The following is a 17,173-nucleotide window of genomic DNA, read 5'->3' as shown; positions in this document are numbered from 1 at the left end:
CACATTTTAACTCCTGGTGCAACTGATGGTTTAATTCAATTGCGTTACCAAACGTTTCAGGCAAGGCATCCGAAACCCGCCCTTTTTTCTCAATCCAATATTGGGGAGGGATTGATAACCCTGAATCCAGTAGTGCTCTTTTTTCACTTGTGTAACAATATTGGATTGCAATCGTACTGGTATTATCCTTCTTGGCTTTTGCTGCTTTACAAACAGCTTTCACTTGCAAATGCATATATTTCTTTTTAGCTTTTACTATGATGTTTAAGGCTATAGTGTGGTCATTGGCCCTTAATTGATAGTCGCTAATTTTCGGTCTATTTTTTAGTCTATCAAATAATCAATTAAAGGGGGTAAAGTTGAAAATGAAGGTAAATACAGTAGAAGGAAAAAATTGTTATAACAACCTGAAAATAAGTTGCTTACAGTAAGGATAGGTAAAAATAGAGAAGGGGATTATCTTACCGATAATCCCCTTCAGAGGTCCCGAGCAGATTCGAACTGCTGTAGAAGCTTTTGCAGAGCTTTGCCTAGCCACTCGGCCACAGGACCTTTTTTAAACGAGTGCAAATATAGGGGATTTTTATTTTAGAAAATCTAATTACTATATCCGAAATTCGGCATTCAAATATTATTTTATGAGCGGTCGCATTGCGGAATCGGAATTAATTATCAACGACCGGGGTGCAGTATACCATATCAATTGCAGGCCCGAAGAAATTGCCTCTACTGTCATTACCGTCGGCGATCCTGGCAGGGTGAAAGAAGTAAGTAAATATTTTGACCGGATTGATTTTAAAAATGAACACCGGGAATTTGTTACACACACCGGCTGGCTTGGAAAAAAACAAATCAGTTGTGTTAGCACCGGCATAGGCCCTGATAATATTGACATTGTATTAAATGAACTGGATGCACTGGTAAATATTAATTTTGAAACACGTATGATCAACGAACAGCTCCGTTCGCTTAACATTATTCGGTTGGGCACGTCTGGTTCGCTGCAGAAAGAAATTGGCGTAGACAGCTTTGTAGCCAGCACTCACGGCCTTGGCCTTGACAATATGATCAACTTTTACCGTACACAAAGCAATGATGCCGACATACAACTGATACAGGCTTTTAATACCCATACCCAATTAAATTCAGGTAATATTGCTCCCTATATTTTTATGGCCAGCGTGCAGTTATTAAAACATTTTACAAAAAATTATCACCAGGGTATTACAGTTACCTGTCCGGGCTTTTATGCGCCGCAGGGACGGATTCTGAGGCTTGGACTGGCTTACCCGCAACTGATTGATCAATTAACAAGTTTTAGTTTTGGTAACCACCGCATTACTAATTTTGAAATGGAAACAGCTGCCATTTATGGATTGGGTACAGCGCTGGGACATCATTGTTTAAGTTTAAATGCCATTGTTGCTAACAGGATCAGTAAAGAATTTTCTGCAGACGGCGGACTTGCGGTTGATAACTTAATTAAACAATCATTGGAAATTATAGAAAAAGAAATTGAATGATGTGTTGGGTTATTTTAAGATTGAATTATTGGGATATTGAGATATTTGAGCATCTTTACGAATAAACAGTGGATAAGTATGAAAATCAACTTTTTTAAATACCATGGTACAGGCAATGATTTTGTGATTCTGGACAATTATCATAATGAAGTTACGTCACTGACTACCAAACAAATTAAACTGATTTGCGACAGGCACTTTGGCGTCGGCGCAGACGGCCTGATGTTACTGGGTAAAAAGGAAGGATACGATTTCGAAATGGTGTATTACAACGCGGATGGCAATCAGAGCACCATGTGCGGCAACGGTGGACGTTGCCTTGTTAAGTTTGCCCATAACCAGGGTATACATAAAAGCTTGTATCGTTTTATTGCCATAGACGGTACACACGAAGCTGAAATTGACAGCGATGGTACGGTGAGTTTAAAAATGCAGAATGTGAATGAGGTCGATTACCATACACACCACGCTATTATCAATACCGGCTCGCCACATTTTGTTAAGTTTACGGATGCAGTTGAAGATATTGATGTAGCCGCAACAGGTGCTGACATTCGCTACAGCAAGGCTTTTGCGGATGAAGGTATTAATGTGAATTTTGTAGAAACCATCAATGAAGACACTATTTATGTTCGCACCTACGAACGCGGCGTTGAAAATGAAACCCTAAGTTGCGGTACCGGAGTTACAGCCGCAGCCTTGTTAAGCGCTCACAATCAAAGCGGGTTTAATACGGTAGATGTAAAAACTCCCGGAGGCCGGTTAAGTGTTGAATTTGATAAAATTGATGATAATCATTTTGAAAACATCTGGCTTTGCGGTCCTGCAGAATTTGTGTTTAAAGGTGAGATGAATATTTAACCAGTTTGACCGCCCCGTGATGCCTGTAAATGACAGCTCAATGGCATAAAGCAGAGTCAGGATAAATACCTGGATGACGTTGATCGCTTTACCGGGAAAAATATAACAGCACAGGAGTACAGTCCCGGTAAAATCGTGAGTGGCTGTCAATGAAACTGAATTAATAAACCTCAACTGGCAAAATATCATCATTTACAAACAGTATGCAACCACAACTACACAATCACCTGCTAACCAAATAAAATCAGCCATCAAAAAATCAGCCATCAGCCATTTCAACGCCGCTATAAAAAAGAATGATACAATACTTTAAAAACATAGATCACCAAACCATTGCCGTTGACAAACCAGCCGCCGATACCTGGGTGAATGTGTTGCCTCCGCTAAAACAGGAAGAGTTTAATGAACTAAGCGTTTCGCTGGAAATACCAATCGATTTTTTGACAGATTCATTGGATATTGATGAACGCAGCCGGTACGAAATTGATGACAATGTAAAACTGGTAGTAATAAAAACGCCTACCGAAAATAATTCGTTTAACGAAAGTGATGCTTTTTATATAACCATTCCTATTTGCATCATATTAACACACAACCAGATTGTAACAGTTAACTCATTTGAAAACGAAGCCATCAAAAAATTCCTGAATACTTTTCAAAACCGCAGCATGGATAAAAAGAACATGATGGTGCTGAAAATATTTGAAAAGGTGACGAACAATTTCCAGGATTACCTGAAGGAAATTAACCTGCGGCGCAATACGCTGGAACAAAAATTATATATTGCCAACAGAAATGAAGAGTTGCTTCAGCTGATGCGCATTCAAAAAAGCCTGGTGTATTTTATTACAGCCTTGCGCAGCAACGAATTGTTGATGATTAAAATGGCCCGGACAAATTTTTTACAACTAAATGAAGATGAAAAAGATTTTCTGGATGATTTGGTAGTGGAAACAAGCCAGGCCCTTGAGATGGCGAACACTTATACCAACATACTGAACAGCACGCTGGATGCCTTTGCCAGCATCATCAGCAACAACCAGAATGAAGTGCTGAAGCGGCTTACAACACTTACGATTTTTTTAAGTGTCCCCGTTTTAATAGCCAGTATTTATGGTATGAATGTACCAATTCCCTATAAGGATACGCCGTATGCTTTTTGGGTACCGGTCATTATTTCAATGATTATTGTGGTTTTTGTAATCATTAACTATATTAAACGTGTAAAAAAATAAGATGAGTAAATTTAATGTAAGGGTATACGGTATTTTATTAAACGAAAATAAACAGGTATTGGTAAGTGATGAATACATCAGGGGAAGTTATTATACCAAATTTCCGGGAGGCGGATTAGAATTTGGAGAAGGTACCAGGGACTGTTTGCAAAGGGAATTTAAAGAAGAGGTTAACCTGGATGTGCGCATTGGTGAACATATTTATACCACTGACATTTTTCAGATGAGTGCCTTTACGCCCGATCACCAGATCATTGCTATTTACTATTTTGCGCATGCACTGGAACCGATTACTGCTCCAATTAAAACCACTGAATTTGATTTTGATGAAGCGCAGATGGCTATATATGAGCAAACCAGGCAAATAGAAACCGTTCGTTTTATTGACTGGGAAAATTTTAAACCCGAAGCGGTTACACTTCCGATTGATAAAATTGTGGCTGCTTTAGTAAAAGAAAAATATTAGATGATGAACCCTGCAGATTTTTTTAACACAGAACATGTACTGGAAAACAACCGTGCCAGGCTGGAGCCTTTACAGGAAAAACATTATGGCTTGCTGTTACCCATCGCCATGGAAAAAGTGTTGTGGCAATTCACCAGCAATACCATTCTTAACGAAGCGGATTTTAGAAAATATTTTGATGTTGCATTAGCCGAAAGACAGTCCGGCACAGCTTATCCGTTTGCCGTATATGATAAACTCAATAATTGCTATGGCGGTTGTACCCGTTACGGCAATATTGCGTTTGCACACAAAAGAATGGAAATTGGCTGGACCTGGTATGCACCCAGCCTGCAGGGCAGCGGCATTAATAAAGCGTGTAAAAGTCTGTTGCTGAATTTTGGATTCGATGAATTACAGTTAAACAGGATTGAATTAAAAACCAGTCAGCTCAATTTAAAATCGCAGGCGGCCATGTTAAAAATTGGTGCGGTAAAAGAGGGTATTCTGCGCAACCACATGATAACAGATAATGGTACGGTTAGAAATACAGTGTACTTTAGTTTTATAAAAGAAGAATGGCCGGCGGTGAAAAACAGTTATGAGTTATAAGTTTTAAGTTAAACTTAGGGATTAACGTTAGCGATAAGTATCTAGTATCCGGAAACCAGCATCCAGCATCCTCCATCAAGTCAAAAAAATTCTATCAGCCAATAAGCCGGATCCTGTTATCCTGATTGCTCAGAACGGCCATCATTTATCTGGCCTTGCCATTACTGACAAGATCTTGCTGCCTACCCTTCCCGGCACATATTGCTATGATAGTAAGCGGGCAGCTTACATTACGCAACAACTGGCAAAACCAATTGCCCATAAACCGGGATGTACATGGCATTACAGCACACAAGGTTTACCCGGTTTTTACATTACTGTAATAACCCGTGAGCTCTTACCTCACATTTTCACCCTCATCCCGCCAAGGCGGGACAGTTATTTTCTGTGGCACTGTCTCTTGCCTTTTTACAGGCAGCCGGCGCTTAACCGGTGTGTCGCCCTTTGCTGTCCGGACTTTCCTCTCCAAATTAATTGGAGCGATAGCCTGGCTGATAGAACCTCAAAGTTAGCTTTAATTTATTGCACAAAAAGTAAAAGCCAGCATGGCAATATAGCTAAGCTGGCTTTTGATAAATGATGTTTGATCATCGTCACTTTTAGATACTTCAAATTATTAATGCTGCTGAAGCTGGTTTGAATACGCCTTCTTCAACGCAGCAATATCAATCTTCTTCATCTGCATCATTGCATGCATAACACTTTCCGATTTTGCTGAATCTTTGTCTGCAAGCATATCTGGTAATATGGTTGGTGTTACCTGCCATGATAACCCGAATTTATCTTTTAGCCAGCCGCATTGCTGGGCTTTTTCATCTCCGCCCTGTGTAAGCTTGTTCCAATAAAAATCAATCTCCTCCTGCGTTTCACAATTGATCACAAATGATACTGCCTCATTAAATTTAAATAACGGACCACCATTGAGTGCTAAAAACTGCTGCCCTTCCAGCCAGAATTCTACAGTTAATACTGTGCCCTCCGGCATTTTATGTATTTCAAATCCTTCCTTACCATAGCGGGTAATTCTGCCGATTTTTGAATTTTTAAAAATAGATGTGTAATACTTTGCAGCTTCTTCGGCCTGCCTGTCAAACCATAAGTTTGAGGTAATTTTCTGCATTGTTGCCATAATCTTAATTTTTAAATGATTATTATTACGCGTTAGAAGAATTTTTAAGTTATTTTTTTCTGCGCATTATCCCTGCTATTGCCACAAAAACGGTTCCACTTATCTTGTTGAAATGATGTGAAAATTAATTGCATCATACAACTATATAAAACGTTTTGATGAACAGTATCTAAAAGAAAACCCCACTCAAAATGAATGGGGTTGGTCTTTTTAATTTCTATATTTTTTAATTGGCCACTTTAATTACCTTAAGCTGCCTTTTTGTATTGCCCTGTATCACTTCTACAAAATAAACGCCGGTTTTATATCCGTCCCCTATTTGTATGGTTTGTCCCGTATAAATATTGTTACGTTGCTCAATCAGCCTACCCTGCATATCTGTTACACGGAGGCTAATTTTTTCTTTTGTATCAGCAGTTTCGATACTTACATTAAACCGGTTGTTGCTTGGATTAGGTGCAATGCTGATGTTGAATTTACCAGCTGACAATTCTCTTTCACCCGCTAATTGTAAGTTGCCCTGTAACAATGCAGTTCGTGAAGCCGCCCCGTCAGTTATTGTAACGGTAGCCATTGTCGATTTTGTAATGGTAGCATTGGTGGCTTTACTCAAGTCTACATAAAATTGCTCAGTTGATTCCGTTACAGCATCGTTGAGTATTGTTATAGAAAGCGTTGCTGTTTGAGCACCTGCTGGTATTGTCACTGTACCTTTCGCATCAACATAATCAGCGGGATTTTGCTTTTTGGCTTTGCTGATTGCCGTGCCATCTTTTGTTTTATACTCTACCGTAACAGACTGAGTAGATTTCTTTGAAAGGCTCAGTGTTAAAACCGCCGCTCCCGCTGATTCACTCACGCTTACGTTATTTATACTCAGCACAGGATTACCCGGGCATCCTTCATCAATCTGTCCGTCACAATTGTCATCGATGCCATTGCCACAAATTTCAACCGCACCTGGGTGAACGGCGTTATTGCTATCGTTACAATCGGTCTTATTCGCTACATAGCCCACCGGTGTGGTACAGGCTTTTATACTGTCTGTAGCATTACCATAACCATCTCCATCTGCATCTTTGTAAAAAATTGTGAGTGTACTACAATCAGAATATTCAATAAATGCAGAGCCAAGACCAGGGCTGGCACCATTGGCCCCATCAAAATCTATAAGTTTTGAGTAAGCGGCTGCGACAGGATCATACGAAAAAATGACACCAAGCCCGTTACTTCCTCCTGCGGGGGTTGAACCGTACAATTTTCCATTGCTTGCCTGTATAAGATTACCCTGCGGGTTGAGTCCATTTGTACCGGTAAAATTATTCAAATTTGTAACTGTTGCTGTTAAAGGATCAAAAGAAATCAACGTTCCACCTACCGAAGCTCCATTTCCGAAACTCATTGTACCATAAAGTTTACCATCGGATGCCTGTATAAAGCTTGCCAATGGTCGAAAACCGTTGAGATAGTTGGTGCCATCACACCTGTAAAGTTCAGAATAAGGTGTGGGTACATTAGAAGTGTCGAGAGAAAAAATAAAACCATAGTTTGAACCCCGGATACCATAGCCAGGAGCCATACCGTAGAGCCTGCCATCCGTGGCCTGTACCAAACTGCCACGCGGCGATCCCGGTGCGTCAAGGAAATCGTACAGGCGAGTAAAAATTGAGGTCAACAGATTAAAAGAAAAAATTGTACCTGTACCACCTATTATGTTCCCGGTAGGCCCCACAGCCGTACCACCGTACTCGGTCATGCCATATAACTTCCCATCAATGCCCTGAATCAGGCTGCCGAAAGGGTTGCTGCCAATAGTATAATTAAAATCCATCATTTTGGTAAAAGTGGAAGAAGCCGGTGCATAAGAAAAAAGAACTCCGCTGGCAGCGCCACTGCCATTCGTTCCTCCGTACGTGGTCATTCCATATAATTTTCCATCGCTGGCCTCCAACAAGCTGCCATAGGGATGGGCTCCATCAATGCCCTGAAAGTCTTTAAGTTTTGTGTATTGGGAAGTACGGGGATCATAAGAGAAAATAACGCCGTTGTTACCAGTACCGCCGTTAATAGTCATCCCGTATAATTTACCATCGCTTGCCTGGATCAGGCTTGCTGAAGGATTAACCCCATCGTTTGTGGCAGCCGGGTCAGAAGAAACAGCATCAAAAGATTTGACCACTACCAATTCATTGGTAGCAACAGTATATTTAACGATAGTGCCGGTACCATTTGCACCTCCGGCGAAGGTAGTACCATACAATGTTTGCGCATTGATAGCGGTAATGCTAATAAAAAAGCACATAAAACCTAGTAAAACTTTTTTCATAATACCTCTAATTTTTAAGTTAAAAAATTTGAATAGAATAAATAATTGTTCCAGTTAGAACTGTCGGTTAACAAAAACTTAGGTATTGAAAAGGCAATTGCAGAGGAGTGTGGAGCTATGCTTCTTAAAATGTGTAATTTATTACAATAGCATTTGATGTTAAAGCTACGGCCGATCTGAATATAAAATAAAAATTGTAGGTATCGTTTTGTGAACGTGTCTTTTTGATCGCTATCTGCTTTGTTAAGGTAATAAGTGCAATAGCGGTTAACGCACGTTCCATATCATATGCACTTCGCCCGCTATACTAAGAAGCATTTAAGCGGGACCGTTTTTCATGCCCCTTGAAGGCACGCGAAAAAACATAAGGCTACTTGTATGCTTTTTGCCTCAACCGGCAAAGACCCTACAATCCGAACGCAACATTTTCGACACATCATTCCTTTAAATCAATTACTATTTTGGCATTTTTTTGTTCGGTAGAGGAGATGAAGATTTCATAACGTTTGCCCCCCGCCGTAAGTATCATCAGGGAAGTATTGGGCGGTATGGAGCCAAGGTTATCTGCCACCATCACCAACTCATGATGCGGATGTTCCTTATCTACTTTTATTTTAAACGTGATAGGCTTTGCCGTAAGGCCGGCATGCGCCACCAGTAATTGGTTGTTATGATAAATGGTGACAGTATCTCCATCTATCTCTCCATTATCATACAGCTCAATTACCATCTCTGTGGCTTCAGTTTCAATCTTCTTTATTAATAGATTTGCACGGGTGGCTATTACGGTTGGAACAGGGACTTTAAATAAATTATCTGTTTTAACCATGGCAGGTGCAGCAGGATTTACAGCAAGCGGAACCCTGGAAATATCAACATTGCTTTTTTTAGCATTAGCCAAAGCAGGGACAGGTTGCTTTACAACAGGTACCGGTTTCTTTTCTGCCTTTACTTCATCCGGTTTCGCCGGCAATGGTACTGGTTGTACAGTAACCGGCAATTCAGGCAACCTGCATTCTTTAATTAAAATATCATCCATTGCAAAATCATTTCCACAGCCACCATTGGCATTGTCATCCATTTTTATGGCTACCACTGTTGCTCCCGGCGGAACGGTAAACAGGCCCGTGTATTTTTTCCAGACGGGTTGTGTTGTGGGTGAAATAACACCTGTTGAAAACCGTGCTATTTTGAAATCGCCGGAAGAAATGTCGATGCTGATGTCAGGAGAATAAATGGTACCGCAATTTCCGGTGATGCAGATATTTACAAACCAAACTGAAAATTCGTAGGTAGTATTGGGCTTGAGTCCTGAAATATAATTGATAAAAAATGTACCCGGATCTTCTGAAGCATTCACCACCATCATCCTCCCGTCTGCATCACCGGCGGTGTGGTCTTCTGCTAACGTATGCCAGTTGCCGCCAAAACAATCACTGGTATAAGTTGCATAGGTATAATCGCCATCATTGGGACATACAAAATTTACCTTATGATAATTGGGCGGGCGTACTGCTGTAACTTCTTTGTCCGGCTCGCCGGTTCCAAAATCAATATTGATTACAGGTCCTTTAAAATTACAGTCGTATTGCTGACCTTTCGCCTGCTTAAAGAAGCAGCATGCCATCAGGATAAAAATAAAATATAGTATGGAGAGCAATCTGTTTTTGTACATGGCGATTATCTTTAACTGTAGCAGAAAATATTTCGATTGATTGCAGCCTTGCAAAAAACCGGATACCATTTTTCTATGCTTTAAAATTATTGATAATTTACGGCTGGTGTTAGCCGCTTGTCACAAAATACAATACGGGGCTAAAACCATAACTATATAAACAGCTATTAAAATAATGAGTAGAGCTGCCAATTTGAAAAGAACAAAAACGATGTACGTTCGAATCATCGCCGAACTCGTGGCTATTTGGCACATCGCTGTAATTTAAATTACCGCATCAGTTTTTGTTCCATGCGTTTCATAAAAATATCCCTGTAATTGGCTCCAATGGGAATGCGGCCGGGAACCTTTTTTAAACTCAACTCGTTGTTTTCCATTCCGGAAATTTGTTTTAGGGCAACGATGTAGGATTTATGAATGCGCATAAAGCTGCCGGAAGGCAGTCGCTCTTCAATTTCCTTCATAGTAAGATGGGCCATTGTTTTACGCCCACCCTGGTGAAACGCGATGTAATTGTTCATGGCCTCAACATAATCGATATCGTCCAAATCAATTTTGAGCATTTTGCCGCGTTGGCCTGTTTTTACAAAAATATAATCGTTCGGTAATGATTCGGTAAATACAGAGGTTGGTGGAGCAGGGCTTTCAGCAACCCTTTGCACGGCTTTTACAAAGCGGTTAAAATCGATGGGTTTCATTAAATAATCCACCGCATCCAGTTCATAGCTTGTTACTGCAAACTCTGAATACGCGGTACAGAAAATTACTTTGGTAATTTGATTGATGGTTTTCATAACCTCTATGCCATTCATTTCATCCATCTGTATATCTAAAAAAACCAGGTCTGGCTTTTCAGTTTTTATTATTTCAATACCGGCTAAAGGGTTGGTTTCAGTAGCAATTAATTTACAATCAGGAAGCCGGTTAATATAATTTTTTAGCACATTGATGGCGGGCTGCTCATCATCAATTATCACACATTTTATCATGCCTAGGTGTTTACTGTTAATTCAAAAGTATAGAAATCTTTGTCATCACAGGCATTCATACTATACTTTCCTTTAAAAGCTACATCCAGCCGCTTGCATAAATTGGCCATCCCTATATTGTGGGATGATATTTCTAAATTGTTTTTCCTGACTTTGTTTTTACAATAAAAATATACCTGTCCGGGTTTTAATTGCACCCTGATTTTTAAAGGGTTTTTGGCATCTTTTAAATCACCATATTTAAAGGCGTTTTCAACTACGGTAATCATAGATAAAGGCGGCAACATCTGATCTGTTACTTCACCTTCAATTACATATTCAATTACCTTGGAATAGGCAAAACGAATATTATTGATCTCGATCAGTAAGTGAAGGTTGTCTAACTCTTTCTGCACAAAAACTTTATCACTGTCGTACTCTACACTTTCCAGAGAGTAACGCATAATGCGGGACAGTTTGGAGATATTATCTGCCAGGTCCTGCGAATGTTCCAGTGCCTGGGAAAAAAGTACATTCAATGTATTATGTAAAAAATGGGGATTTACCTGCGAGCGCAAAAAGGCATATTCCAGCATTAGTTTGTCTTTCTGCGATTTTAATTCCTGCTGTTTTAAGATAGAATTTTCCAGTTCGTTGCGGAGTTTTTCTTCCTGTAATTTTCTTAATTCGCGTTCTTTTTTGAATGACTCCGTAATATGAAAATAAAGCATGGAGTAAGAAGCCGCCTGAACATATTGAAGAACGGCCTCGCGTAAAAAAACGCCCAATTTATCAGAACTATTAATCTTCATTCCGAGAAGCGGCAGAAGGAGATAAATATAGCAATATGCAATAAGAGCCATTACAAGAAAAACTATAAAAAAAGATGCAACGCTCCAAATTGGCCCCCATACTTTATAAATATTTAGAAAGTACAGACTAACATAAAATGTGATGCAAAATGGAATAAGGTACAATATAATATTAAGGAGTTTAATATTGGGATTACCCATATAATTAGCAATATAAATAAAGCTTACATACAGCACCCAGGCACTCACATGCAATAATACTTGTGAATATTTTTTCTTTTCTGCAGGAGCACCGCTTGCCATTACAAGTCGATTCATATGTAGCCCTTCAGACGTAGTTGATAACACCTTGCTCATACAATTGATTAAACAATGAATCTTCCATACAGTCTTTTTTAACTGCCCCCATACTGCACTTTGTTAATATATCATATAAGTGATCAGTTATGGTATAAAACGAGTAACTACCTTTTCTTAATAAAAATGATGTGCCATTTATTTTAAAAATACCAAATCGAAATGAATCAAGAGAAACTTTTTCTGTAGGCATTCCAACGTTTTTACCCACTGACGCTTTATCCATATTTATAATGTTGGCTACCTTGTGAATATATAACCATCCTTCCCACTGCCCTGGGTAAGCTGTAATGATAGGGGCAATAAGATCATAAATTTGCTGGGTAGTTTCTTGTGCAAACAAGTTTCTTTCCTTCGACAGATCAGGAAAAATAGGATCAAAAAATTTAAGTTTTATATTTTCGTTTGATTTTCGGTAGCTGGTTGCCGTTATTATTGGAACATTTGCAGCATGTGCCAAGAATGCGATGCCCTTTCGGGCATATATTTGCTGGTGCAAAAAATCTACAATACAACGGTTGTCATTCTTTGTAGTGGCTGCACCAGAACCTGTATTACCATCCATGTATAAAACCAGACTTCTTCCTCTTTTCAGCTCCCGCAGCATTTGCAAACCTACGTTGGCTTTTTCCGCATCAATAATACTGAAATTATTTTCGTCGGCATTCCCTGGCAAACTATTGTATATATTCTGGAATTGAATCCCATCTCGTTGAACCACATCTTCACCCACTACCAATGAATACGGAATTTTGTTTTTCATCAGAAAAAGATTAAGCAGCCTGTAAGATCCCGTATGAAAAGTGCATATAATCGTGGGTTTATTTTTTAACAGGAGCAAAATCTCATCAGTACAATTTTCCATATCAACATACTCAAGCGATTCATAGTTGGATTGCTCCAAAATACTTAATTTTTTGTGCAACAAAATATCTTTATAAATACTTTCATGCTTTTCAAAGTCAATGGCAGGAAGATAGTTGCTCAACGCAGCACTTACCATGTTCATCTGCCCGTTTAGATATTCATCTTCTTTTGTTGTGAAGGCTGCAGTAAAATCATTAATCAGTCTGTCCCTTTCTTCGGTATAAGTAAGTTGACACATGATATTTTAATTGAAGTGTGATAAAAATTAATTCGAAAATGCGCAAATGAAAAAAGGAACCCCATTAAAGATTCCTTTTTTAAGAGGTCAGTCATATCAAGTATTTTGCCTTCATAAAAAATGACTATGTAGCAGATATTTGTGTGCTCACTCCACAACTACCTTCTGAAAGAAAGTTCAATGTGTTTTCTACTGTTGCTTTCAATTTCGCTTCCAGTTCTTCGATTGTCAATGCGTTTGCAAAAATGTTTTCTTGTAAAGTCATGATTTTAAGTTTTAAGATTTTTTGAAATGTGATGATTGAGTGTTCAATTTATTTTACAACCCAAAGATGATTGTAAAGGCCTGATCAAAAAAAAGCTTTACGTAAAATCCCGTATTACAGTCGTGAAAGCCGCTTTTATAATTGCGTAACAGTTTCCCCATAGTTTAATTTTATACCCGATCCATTGTGTAAGAGAGGTTTAAAGAACAAGATATTTATGCCGTACTGGCTTTTTAAGAAGCGAATATTACGTGAAACGCCTTATTGTGGTGGTGTAAATAATTTTTTGGTGAGTGTTGAGCAAAGGGCTGATTTATCTTTGTCTCCAGCACACTACCTACTGAAACGGAATGAAAAAATGCCAGGTATTCTATACTTTATTGATTGATTTACAGTCATTATTTTCCTGTACCGTTTGATAGCGCCGTGTATCATTTAAACAAGCTCCTTTAGTTGAACTACCGGATTGTATATGGTTATCGCAATGGTAAATGACAAAAATTATGATTGAAATTAAACCCTGTATGAAAATTTTAATACTGGAAGATAACCCGTTCGATGTGCAGCTTGTTAAAGAATTGCTTGAGAGTGAAATGAATGAACCGGAATTTTACTGCACTAATAACCTGGATGGATACATGGAAGCACTTGATTGTTTTGAACCGGATGTTGTGTTGTCTGATAATTGTTTACCCCAGTTCACAGCGGTAGATGCGTTAAGTATTTTACGAAGCCGTTCAAAGGATACACCGTTTATTTTACTATCGGGATCTGTATCGGAAACAGTAGCTGTTGATATCATAGAAAAAGGTGCAACAGATTTTATTCTTAAAGACAGGATGGCCAGGTTACCAATGGCAATAAAAACTGCCTGTAAACAGAAAATATCGAACGGACAGGTGATAAACTATGAGCATGCACTAAACGAGACTGCGATCATTGCTATAACTGATAGTAATGGTGTAATTACTTATGTAAACAAAATTTGCTGTGATATCTCAGGTTACCAGGCGTCTGAAATTATGGATAACAACCAGTACATTATGCATGCGGGTTATCAGCATGCGGGTTATTACAGCAAATTGTGGTCAACCATACAAAGTGGTACTACCTGGCATGGAGAGTTTTTAAATTTTACTAAAGAAGGTGAACCATATTGGGTAGACACAATCATTATCCCTTTTAACGATGAACATAACAAACCCTGCCAATATCTCGCCATCAGTAACAATATTACTGACCGCAAAAAACTGGAAGCCGCCCTTGCAGAGCAGCAGCACAATGAACAAAAAAAAATAATCACTACTGCACTGGCAGCTCAGGAAAACGAACGAAACATTATAGGGAGGGAACTGCACGACAATGTTAACCAGTTGCTGGTAGCAACCAAACTGATGATTTCCCTGATGATTCAGCGGGCAGGCAGCGCAGGTATTGCGGACGATTTATTACGACAATGCAATGAAAATATTTTTGTAGCTATCGAAGAAAACAGAAAAATAGCGAGGGTATTAGCCAGTCCCGATTTTGAAACCGAAACCCTGCCGGATCAATTAAGAAAACTTACCGAATCTATGCTAACAATAGCCGGGTTATCAATTCAGATTGATACCCGGCTTTTTTCAGAATCTATGCTGAACAAACAACAAAAACTCGGTATTTACCGCATTTTACAGGAACAATGCACCAATATTGTAAAGCACGCCTTAGCTAAAAATGTTTATATAACCCTTCAAACTACCGATCATATTTTTAAGATGATTATAGCAGATGATGGTCAGGGAACAGACACTGGCACTGATGTAAAAGGAATTGGATTAAAAAATATTGCAGGTCGTGTTGAAATGTTTAATGGATTGGTTTGTACTAAATCTTCTCCCGGCTGTGGGTTTACACTCGAAATTGAAATACCGTTACCTTAGCCAGCTGACTAAACTACCATACAAATTTCTTTTTTAAGATTTAGTCCATGCTGAAAGATTTTTTACCAGTATTTTTCAGACACATTGCTATAATCCTTCTTCATATCCTGCATCTGCCAGCAGGTTTTTTCCATCTGCAGCGGCCGTGGCCAGTTCGTCGCAACGGTTATTCAAAGGATTATCTGCATGGCCTTTTACCCACACAAAGCGAATGGTAAATTTCTTTGCCAGTTCATAATAGTGTTTCCACAAATCTTTGTTTTTTTTGCCACCTTTAAAATCTGTTTTTATCCAGTTTTTTAGCCAGCCTTTTTCTACTGCATTCACAACGTATTGGCTATCCGAAAAAACTGTTACCGGTAACTCATTTTTTTTGATGGCTTCCAGGCCCGCTATCACCGCCAGTAATTCCATCCGGTTATTGGTGGTAAGCCGGTAGCCCTGCGACAACTCCTTGCGATGCCGGCCAAATAATAAAATAGCCCCATATCCCCCCCTGCCAGGATTACCCCTCGAAGCGCCATCTGTATACAATTGAATTTTTTCCTCCATGTAATGTTTTAAAATTGATCGTCCATCTATATTTAATAATGAAAAGATTATACACCCTACTGTTTATTCCGTGCGGTAATCACAAAGCACCCACATACTCCCGCATATAATCATAAGGTGAATTTAATACGCCCGCCCTTAAGATAGTTGCCTTGTTCAGCGTTTCACTTCCCCCTTTTCTTACATCCTCCAGTACAAATTTTATTAATTGTTCGCCAAAATACCTGCTCGCATCCCTTGGTAATTCATTAGGTAAATTGCCAACAGCCATTACATCTACAGAGTTGGGCAAATAGGGTGCAGTGCGCTCAAAAGTATTTTTATCCACGCCGTAAACCGGTTCTGCAATGGTACTTTCGCCCAGGTTGCAGGGCACCGATCCATGTATATCATCTGTTATATCAGCAATGGTGGTAATACTGAAATTGCTGGCCTGCATATCTGCTAATTCAAATAACCGGGGTATATCCCGGTTCCAGTAAATACCGTTCAGTAATATATCTGTTTCGCCTGCGTAATCAATAAATTTACACCGGTAGTTGACCGGATGCAGGTGAAAGTCGTTTCGGTTGTACAAACCTGTTTGTTTATGAGCATACAGGTCTCCCCCTTTTAAATGAACGTACACAGGGTAAGTAAATTTCTTTTGCAGGTAATCTTCTGCCTCCACTTCATGAATGCCCAGGAGATTCATTATCTCCAGCACGCCATGCGCCACCCGCCCGCTGCCGGTGACTGCTACTTTTATTACCGGCACTTTTAAACCAAAATAAGTATGTATCAGCTTTTGAAAACTGTTTACTTCATAAACACGCTGCAGGTGAAAAAGATTGGTTCTGTTGCCAAACGCCATCATACCATTGTGCGCACCGACTATACCTGCAAAAAAACCAAACCCAATAATCCGGGTGCCGTCTTCATGTTCCAGGCACTCATAATCAATCAAAGTAATTTTTTTTTCAGCCATGGCATGTATCATCTCCCTGTTGTATGGCTGTAATTTTTTTGTGTGGGAAAAAAAGAAATAAGTTTTTCCATCAATCAACATTGAAACGGGTACTTCCTTGATGCCCATCAGTACATCACACGCACTCATATCTTCCTGCACAGGTATACCTGCCAGCTGGTACTCTTTATCGCTGTAACAACGGCTGGCGCTATGCTGAACAGTAACCCGTATATCCTTGAAATTTTTATGCAGCCACTTGCATTGCGCCGGCGTAAGCGCTACACGGCTATCGCAGGGTACTTTGCCTTCTCTGATCAAACCTATTTTTAGCATGGCCTTCTTTTAAACCGGCAAGGTATTACATATACTGATACCGTTTTACCAATTTGTACTTTTTACTACTTTGGGGTAACTATAATTTGGAATTTTATTATTAC

At 39.3% G+C, this 17,173-nt stretch carries 15 protein-coding genes, 1 tRNA gene, 1 other RNA gene and 1 pseudogene; 6 read left to right on the top strand and 12 right to left on the bottom strand.

Translation table 11 applies throughout. The annotated features are described in order from the left end of the window. Positions 1-235 (bottom strand): annotated as a pseudogene (locus JWR61_RS27325) (Arm DNA-binding domain-containing protein); the annotation flags it as partial. A 246-nt stretch (positions 236-481) separates the two neighbouring features. After that, a tRNA-Cys gene (locus tag JWR61_RS27320) sits at positions 482-552 on the bottom strand. Between the two features lie 86 nt (positions 553-638). On the opposite strand from JWR61_RS27320, the gene JWR61_RS27315 reads away from it, so the two are divergent. The 5 genes from JWR61_RS27315 (at position 639) to JWR61_RS27295 (ending at position 4,676) form a co-directional block, all read left to right on the top strand. Further along, a complete protein-coding gene (locus JWR61_RS27315) occupies positions 639-1,523 on the top strand; it encodes a nucleoside phosphorylase (protein WP_301930810.1) in 885 nt (294 codons plus the stop codon). 78 nt (positions 1,524-1,601) lie between these two features. Next, positions 1,602-2,384 carry a diaminopimelate epimerase gene (gene dapF / locus JWR61_RS27310; protein ID WP_301930809.1) on the top strand — a complete coding sequence of 261 codons (783 nt, stop codon included), beginning with the start codon at positions 1,602-1,604 and terminating at the stop codon, positions 2,382-2,384. A gap of 296 nt (positions 2,385-2,680) precedes the next feature. Then, complete coding sequence (locus tag JWR61_RS27305) at positions 2,681-3,619, top strand: magnesium transporter CorA family protein (protein WP_290336302.1); 939 nt, start codon at positions 2,681-2,683, stop codon at positions 3,617-3,619. A 1-nt stretch (position 3,620) separates the two neighbouring features. After that, on the top strand, positions 3,621-4,085 hold the full coding sequence (locus JWR61_RS27300) for an NUDIX hydrolase (protein WP_301930808.1): 465 nt from the start codon (positions 3,621-3,623) through the stop codon (positions 4,083-4,085). After that, positions 4,086-4,676 carry a GNAT family N-acetyltransferase gene (locus tag JWR61_RS27295; protein ID WP_301930807.1) on the top strand — a complete coding sequence of 197 codons (591 nt, stop codon included), beginning with the start codon at positions 4,086-4,088 and terminating at the stop codon, positions 4,674-4,676. An 86-nt stretch (positions 4,677-4,762) separates the two neighbouring features. Here the strand turns inward: JWR61_RS27295 and rnpB are convergent. From rnpB to JWR61_RS27255, 8 genes are all read right to left on the bottom strand, one after another. Further along, positions 4,763-5,175, bottom strand: an RNA gene (gene rnpB, locus JWR61_RS27290) — RNase P RNA component class A. A gap of 117 nt (positions 5,176-5,292) precedes the next feature. Further along, positions 5,293-5,805, bottom strand: coding sequence for a VOC family protein (locus JWR61_RS27285; RefSeq protein ID WP_301930806.1), 513 nt, complete (start codon positions 5,803-5,805; stop codon positions 5,293-5,295). Between the two features lie 226 nt (positions 5,806-6,031). Next, entirely contained in the window at positions 6,032-8,131 is a 2,100-nt protein-coding gene (locus tag JWR61_RS27280) for a choice-of-anchor tandem repeat GloVer-containing protein (protein WP_301930805.1), read from the bottom strand. Between the two features lie 436 nt (positions 8,132-8,567). Continuing rightward, a complete protein-coding gene (locus tag JWR61_RS27275) occupies positions 8,568-9,806 on the bottom strand; it encodes a hypothetical protein (protein WP_301930804.1) in 1,239 nt (412 codons plus the stop codon). 269 nt (positions 9,807-10,075) lie between these two features. Further along, positions 10,076-10,795: a LytTR family DNA-binding domain-containing protein gene (locus JWR61_RS27270; RefSeq protein ID WP_290336307.1), complete on the bottom strand. Its 720-nt coding sequence runs from the start codon at positions 10,793-10,795 to the stop codon at positions 10,076-10,078. Between the two features lie 2 nt (positions 10,796-10,797). Beyond that, on the bottom strand, positions 10,798-11,904 hold the full coding sequence (locus tag JWR61_RS27265) for a sensor histidine kinase (RefSeq protein ID WP_301930803.1): 1,107 nt from the start codon (positions 11,902-11,904) through the stop codon (positions 10,798-10,800). A 10-nt stretch (positions 11,905-11,914) separates the two neighbouring features. Next, positions 11,915-13,048 (bottom strand): hypothetical protein, encoded by a 1,134-nt coding sequence (locus JWR61_RS27260; protein ID WP_301930802.1) that lies wholly within the window; start codon positions 13,046-13,048, stop codon positions 11,915-11,917. A gap of 124 nt (positions 13,049-13,172) precedes the next feature. Further along, on the bottom strand, positions 13,173-13,313 hold the full coding sequence (locus JWR61_RS27255) for a hypothetical protein (protein WP_290336311.1): 141 nt from the start codon (positions 13,311-13,313) through the stop codon (positions 13,173-13,175). A gap of 524 nt (positions 13,314-13,837) precedes the next feature. Between JWR61_RS27255 and JWR61_RS27250 the strand changes: the two genes are divergently transcribed. Continuing rightward, a complete protein-coding gene (locus JWR61_RS27250) occupies positions 13,838-15,235 on the top strand; it encodes a PAS domain S-box protein (RefSeq protein ID WP_301930801.1) in 1,398 nt (465 codons plus the stop codon). Between the two features lie 87 nt (positions 15,236-15,322). Here the strand turns inward: JWR61_RS27250 and rnhA are convergent, their stop codons facing one another. Continuing rightward, positions 15,323-15,787 carry a ribonuclease HI gene (rnhA, locus tag JWR61_RS27245; RefSeq protein ID WP_301930800.1) on the bottom strand — a complete coding sequence of 155 codons (465 nt, stop codon included), beginning with the start codon at positions 15,785-15,787 and terminating at the stop codon, positions 15,323-15,325. Positions 15,788-15,866: 79 nt separating this feature from the next. Continuing rightward, positions 15,867-17,069 carry an NAD(P)-dependent oxidoreductase gene (locus JWR61_RS27240; protein ID WP_301930799.1) on the bottom strand — a complete coding sequence of 401 codons (1,203 nt, stop codon included), beginning with the start codon at positions 17,067-17,069 and terminating at the stop codon, positions 15,867-15,869. Between the last annotated feature and the right edge of the window lie 104 nt (positions 17,070-17,173).

Source organism: Ferruginibacter sp. (assembly GCF_028288465.1).
In the GTDB taxonomy this organism is placed as follows: domain Bacteria; phylum Bacteroidota; class Bacteroidia; order Chitinophagales; family Chitinophagaceae; genus Ferruginibacter.
The sequence above is the reverse complement of the archived record's forward strand: the minus strand, read 5'-3'. Positions and strand labels throughout refer to the sequence as shown.